Source organism: Methanospirillum sp., from assembly GCF_035560735.1.
Classification (GTDB): Archaea; Halobacteriota; Methanomicrobia; order Methanomicrobiales; family Methanospirillaceae; genus Methanospirillum.
Map to the genome: position 1 here is coordinate 1 of NZ_DATMYY010000183.1, position 5,884 is coordinate 5,884.

Annotated in this window: 5 protein-coding genes; all 5 read left to right on the forward strand. The window is 49.1% G+C overall.

Annotation, left to right across the window (positions count from 1 at the left end):
• Positions 1–279: 279 nt before the first annotated feature.
• The 5 genes from VN429_RS05505 to VN429_RS05525 all read left to right on the forward strand — a co-directional run bounded on the left by VN429_RS05505 (position 280) and on the right by VN429_RS05525 (position 5,878).
• Complete coding sequence (locus tag VN429_RS05505; RefSeq protein WP_325630692.1) at positions 280–1,779, forward strand: DUF2193 domain-containing protein; 1,500 nt, start codon at positions 280–282, stop codon at positions 1,777–1,779.
• Positions 1,780–1,788: 9 nt separating this feature from the next.
• Complete coding sequence (locus tag VN429_RS05510) at positions 1,789–1,998, forward strand: DUF2180 family protein (protein WP_325630695.1); 210 nt, start codon at positions 1,789–1,791, stop codon at positions 1,996–1,998.
• Between the two features lie 5 nt (positions 1,999–2,003).
• Positions 2,004–2,744: an MIP/aquaporin family protein gene (locus VN429_RS05515; RefSeq protein ID WP_325630697.1), complete on the forward strand. Its 741-nt coding sequence runs from the start codon at positions 2,004–2,006 to the stop codon at positions 2,742–2,744.
• 135 nt (positions 2,745–2,879) lie between these two features.
• Positions 2,880–3,488: a 5-formyltetrahydrofolate cyclo-ligase gene (locus VN429_RS05520; RefSeq protein ID WP_325630699.1), complete on the forward strand. Its 609-nt coding sequence runs from the start codon at positions 2,880–2,882 to the stop codon at positions 3,486–3,488.
• Positions 3,485–5,878 carry a CDC48 family AAA ATPase gene (locus tag VN429_RS05525; protein WP_325630701.1) on the forward strand — a complete coding sequence of 798 codons (2,394 nt, stop codon included), beginning with the start codon at positions 3,485–3,487 and terminating at the stop codon, positions 5,876–5,878. Before VN429_RS05520 ends, VN429_RS05525 begins: the two co-directional genes overlap by 4 nt.
• The last annotated feature ends 6 nt before the right edge of the window (positions 5,879–5,884 follow it).

A 5,884-nucleotide genomic window follows, 5' to 3' on the forward strand; every position in this document is an offset into this window, starting at 1 on the left:
TCCTGGATTGTTTTTGCAGGATACCTTTCAATCTGGGGTTGATTTCCCTTTTCTTTTTCTATATAATGATTCCTGCTGATACCCTTATATGCCTGAAGACATAACAGTCAACTGACAGCGGGTACCTGCACCGTCCGGGCACAAGCCTGCAGGCGAATGAATTTTGATTCATTGCTATACGGCCAGTCCGATACTTGGGGGCTTGAGATCTCCATCAATTTGGTCCAGTTTTGAAGAGAGCCTCCATCGAGGGTACTCCTGCCTGAGGAGTGATCCAGTGTGAAGGAATTATATGAGAAGATGATTCGGGAAGCGATGGCAGCCCAGAGGGCTGACGTCTCAACCGTACAAAAGAAACGCGGTACGTTATTCTCCATGTCTGATGCCAAGCCCTACCTTGATGCAGTTTCTGGAATGGAAGCAGCAACCGGGCAGAGTAAAGCTGTAATCGATCTCCATAAGGAGTCAGTGAAATCACACTATACTATTCTCTCGAGTCTTACCAAGACTGTCCGTCCGGAAGACGATCCTTTTGTTGAACATTATCAGACCCCGGTAATCCTGGAAATACTCTGTGATGAAGATGCAGCCTTTAAAGAAAGCATGGTTGAATTTGTCAAGCAGATTCAAAAGAGTGAAGCAATCATCGGTCTGGAGTCAGCAAGACGATATGCAGGGTTCTACGGTCCCACCTGTGTTGTAGACTTTGCTCTGATTCCTGGAAGTACCAGTAATGTAGTGAACCAGATTCTCCGGGAAACCAAGATACCTGATGACCACAAGAAGGCGATTCTTGCTGCCAAATCGTGGGGAATGAATACCAGTTATGGTATCGGTGATGTGTTTGCGCATGCTGTTGAATCAGGTGAAACTCTGGCAGCAGCAACCAAAAAAGAGATTGAGATGCTTGCCTCGATCTACACACATCCAGTATCTGCCCAGGCAGAACTCATGGATTCTCTTGGCCAGAAATCATTTGACTGCAGAAAATACATGCAGGAGTACAGGGCCAAGATGGAGCCTTTTGTCAAGGCAGCAATTGCTGACAAGGTTCATTATGCAAATATTGTGACGATTCCGGCGTACTGTGTCGGCGATGTCGCCCATCATATCTCACAGTCCACATTCAACATGTGCAAGGATGACATGGTGATGGGAATAATCGAGGCTGTCACCGATGTAATCGAAAACACTCTTACGGCATCGGTTGGCAAGTTCAAGACCCCTGAACAACTGGTTTCAGTTGCAACCGGAGCGAGTGCGGCTGCTGTTGAATATATCCTTGAGATGGATGGGTTCAACGCCTTGATGATTGTGGACCTGCTCACTAAGCGGTATCATAATTATGTCCAGCTCAACCCAACCAGGGGAGCTGCAGCAGAACTACACAATTGCGACTTTATGGACATGATCTACCGTGGCTGGGGTATTTTGGATCGGGCACGAAAGATCAGGAACGGCTCAGGAAAGGATCTGAAACCAATTGTATCCGGACTTCCGATTGATCTTACACCGGTGTACAATCACGAGATCATCAACAATCCCCAGTGGTATGCATATCCTGCCTGTGCCATTACGGTTCGGCTATCAGCCCTTATGCGGCTTTCCGATTATCCATGTCTGCTCACAAGTGAGCCGATCACAGCAACCCTGATGACCAATATCATCGCTCTGAAAAAAGAAATTCCAGCTGCACCAGCAAGGATATGTAAGAACTGTGCCTCTGCATCGTGTGCTGACTTCAGGCATGAGTATTGCCAGTACCGCGAAGCGGTATAGGTGGCGCAGATGAAATGTTATGTCTGCGCAAAACAGGGGAAGACCACTGAGGCAGTAGGTATCTGCATTGTATGTGGGATGGGGCTCTGTATGGAGCATGCGATCCGCGAGGAACGTGAAGTCTGGGAAGGAGGGTATCCATTCCCTGCCCGGAAAATGAAGAAGACACTGCCACGGATCCTGTGCAAAGATTGTGCTGATGCAACCAGAGAGGGGTGATCATCGTGGTCTCACTCTTTAAACGATCGGTTACAGAAGGGATTGGAACAGCCCTTTTGGTGTATTTTGGTGCTGGATCAGCTGTGATCGCACTGATGATCAGTCAGGGAACAAAACCAACCTCATCATTTAACATCGGGATCGGAGCTCTCGGTGGGATGGGCGACTGGCTAGCCATCGGTCTGGCCTTTGCCTTCATTATCGCAGCTGTGATCTATGCAACCGGTAGAATCTCCGGTGCCCATATCAACCCGGCAGTGACTATCGCCCTCTGGGCGACTAAACGGTTTCCGTCAGTTGATTGTGGTGCATACGTTGTTGCCCAACTGATAGGTGCAGCAATTGGAAGTTTTCTCTTTGCAGCTTCAGTAGGGATAGAAGCAGTAACCGTTGGCGGTCTCGGGGCAACCGGGCCGTTTCCTGGTATTAGTATGGGCCAGGCAGTCCTCGCCGAGTTTATCGGAACGTTCATCCTGATGCTCGTCATCATGGGTGTGGCTGTGGACAGGCAGGCAACACCAGGATTTGCGGGTCTCGCGATCGGTCTGACTGCTGGCGGAGTCATTACCACTACCGGTAACATTGCCGGAGCCTCGCTCAATCCTGCACGAACATTCGGGCCCTACCTTGGAGATCTGATTCTGGGAGGAACCAACCATTTCGGCAACTTCCCTATCTATATTATCGGCCCGATTCTCGGTGCTGTGGCAGCAGCATTTCTGTATGACTGGCTGCAGAAAGAATAATTTCCCACTTTTTTCACGGTACTGTATGGTCAAATGTCTATCAACTCAAACCTCTATGTTTTTTTAGTCTGATATCGCATCTTTACCTACGGCAGAGAAAACCCTGGCATCATCGGTTTTCATTTGTTTCTCAATATGAATACTTCAGCTCCAGCTGAAGGGGTGAATAACATACCAATCGGCAAGGAAGTTTTGCGAAATATTCTCAGGGAACGCAGGTGGGCATTATCAGAGCAGGAACGGCAGGAGAAGAGTCATCAGATCTGTGAACTTCTGAGGGATGTCATCACTCCCGGTGAAGAGGTACTGGTCTACTGTGCCAAAGATCCAGAGGTGGAGACATCCTCATTCATCTCCTATCTTCTTGAAAATGAAATTCCCGTCATAGTGCCCATCATTCAGAAAGAGGATGTGAGTCTTCGTCTCTCATATCTGCAGGATCTCTCATGCCTGATTTCAAGCACCTTTCATGTGCCTGAGCCTATAGGATCTGAGATCCCTGCAGATCCTGCTGATGTAACAACCGCGATCATTCCAATGCTCGGGTTTGATCGATCCGGGGCCCGTCTCGGGTACGGTGCAGGATATTATGACCGTTTTCTCTCTTTAAACAAGCACATCAGAACTATCGGCCTAGCATATTCCTGCCAGGAAGAGGCAGGTCTCCCTACTGATGCAAATGACATCAGTATGATGATCGTTGTTACAGAGGATGAGATAATCAATATGAGGGGCGGTCCATGAATCAGCCAGGTGGTATCAGGCTCGAAGTGAAGCGTGCAGCAGAAGAGGATGCCGGAAAAGGAATTGCCCGCCTCCATCAGGCAGTTATGCGGGCACTTGGGATTGTGAACGGCGAGTTCATCGAACTCCTGGGCGCTAAGCGGGCTGTAGCTGCTGCCTGGTGTAGTCAAAATGCCGGTCATGGCAGAAATGAGATCGCAATAGACGGTGAGATACGCAGCAATGCCGGGTGCGGGATCGATGACAAGGTCCTGGTGAAACGGATTCTTGCTCATGATCTTCACAAGGTTGTCCTTCAGCCTGTAACCGGAGTTACCCTTAATAATCCTGAAATTCTGCTGGCAAAAAAACTTCGTGGCCGCCCTGTACTTGAAGGACAGACAGTCAGAATAGACCTTATTGGCAACACTGTCAACTTCATCGTATCCAGAATTGAGCCGAAAGGTATCGGGGTTGTGACATTCTCAACCGAGGTTATTCTGCACGATGTCCCATACCAGACAGAGGAGGTACAACACGAAGAGTCGGTTATTCACTATGAAGATATTGGAGGTCTTTCTCGTGAGATCAGCCTGATCAGGGAGATGATCGAGATCCCTCTCCGGTACCCGAAGGTCTTTGAGCGTCTCGGGATTGATCCACCAAAGGGTGTTCTCCTCTTTGGTCCACCGGGAACTGGTAAGACTCTTCTTGCAAAAGCTGTGGCAAGCGAGGTGGATGCTCATTTTGTCCCTCTCTCCGGCCCTGAAGTAATGAGCAAGTACTATGGTGATTCTGAAAAGAAGATCCGCGAGATTTTTGACTCGGCCAGGGATAAGGCTCCCTCGATCATCTTCATCGATGAGATAGATTCCATCGCACCCAAGCGGCAGGAGACAGCCGGTGAAGTTGAACGCAGGGTTACAGCTCAGCTCCTTACCATGATGGACGGGCTTGCATCCCGTGGTCAGGTGGTTGTGATTGCGGCCACAAACATCCCAGACGCTATTGATCCTGCTCTCAGGCGGGGAGGGAGGTTTGACCGTGAGATCGAGATTGGGATTCCTGACCGGGCAGGACGGCTTGAGATCTATCATGTCCATTCCAGGACTATGCCGCTTGCTCCCGATGTTGATCTTGAGTCATATGCCGAGCTCAGTTACGGATTTGTTGGAGCCGATATAGCCCTTCACTGCAAGGAAGCGGCGATGCACGCCCTCCGTGGGATCATGGTGCAGATGAAGGAAGGTCAGGAAGTTCCAACCGATGTGATTGATAACCTCGTTATTTCTGACCGGGATTTCGTTGAGGCACGAAAGTCTGTCGAACCTTCTGCGATGCGAGAACTCTATGTCGAAGTTCCTGAAGTTCCATGGGATATGGTGGCAGGCCTTGACCGGGTCAAATACGAGATAGAGAAGGTTATCGAGTGGCCGGTAAAACGCAGGGAGGCATTTGAGAAACTAAAGATTCGGCCTCCGAAAGGGATCCTTCTCTTCGGTCCGCCTGGCACTGGTAAGACCCTGCTTGCAAAGGCGATTGCAGCTAAGTCCAGAATGAACTTCATATCCATCAAGGGCCCGGAGCTCCTTTCAAAATGGGTTGGAGATTCTGAAAAGCAGGTCCGGGAAGCTTTCAGAAAAGCCCGGCAGTCAGCTCCTGCCATTATCTTTTTTGATGAGATCGATGCCCTTGTTCAGAAACGTGGTCAGCAATCAGGGGCATCACGGGTGGGAGAGAGTGTGCTTTCGCAGATACTGACCGAGATGGATGGTATCGAGGAACTCAAGGACGTCATTGTGGTTGCAGCAACAAACCGTCCAGATATGCTTGACCCGGCGATCCTCAGACCTGGAAGAATTGAAAAGCACATCTATGTACCTGCTCCAGATGTTGTAGCAAGAGAGGCAATCCTCACACTTTATCTTGGTGATATCAGAGAACTCCTCGATCCCTCTATCGATCTCCGCAGTCTTGCAGAGCGTATGCAGTATTTTGTGGGTGCTGACATCCAGGCCTTTGTCAGGGAACTCAAACTTATCGTTCTGGAAGAGATCTTCTCGCTTGATGCAGAGTCAGCTGAACAATATAAGATCAGGATTCAGGACGATCATATCAACCGTGCCCTTGATGCAGTAAAAGGAACGCTCGGAAGTAAAACACTTGAAGGATTTGAGATCGGAGCCTGGGAGATCCTGTATCCCAGTTCACAGCGCAATATTCTCATGAGGGCGGCGATTGCTGTCAACCAGGCTGACAAGTTGAATCTTGTTTCACCACTACCTGAGAGTGTCAATTCGATTGTGGATGAACTCCGTGATCTTACCTTCTGGCAGGAGAAGAATTATACAAAAATATCTGACCTTACCCGCGATCTTGATCTTTATCTTAAACAGACTCTTGAAGAGTAATAATAC

Coding starts and splice junctions, on each gene's coding strand:
- VN429_RS05520 (WP_325630699.1), top strand. CDS start 2,880: ATGAATACTTCAGCTCCAGCTGAAGGGGTGAATAACATACCAATCGGC.
- VN429_RS05510 (WP_325630695.1), top strand. CDS start 1,789: ATGAAATGTTATGTCTGCGCAAAACAGGGGAAGACCACTGAGGCAGTA.
- VN429_RS05525 (WP_325630701.1), top strand. CDS start 3,485: ATGAATCAGCCAGGTGGTATCAGGCTCGAAGTGAAGCGTGCAGCAGAA.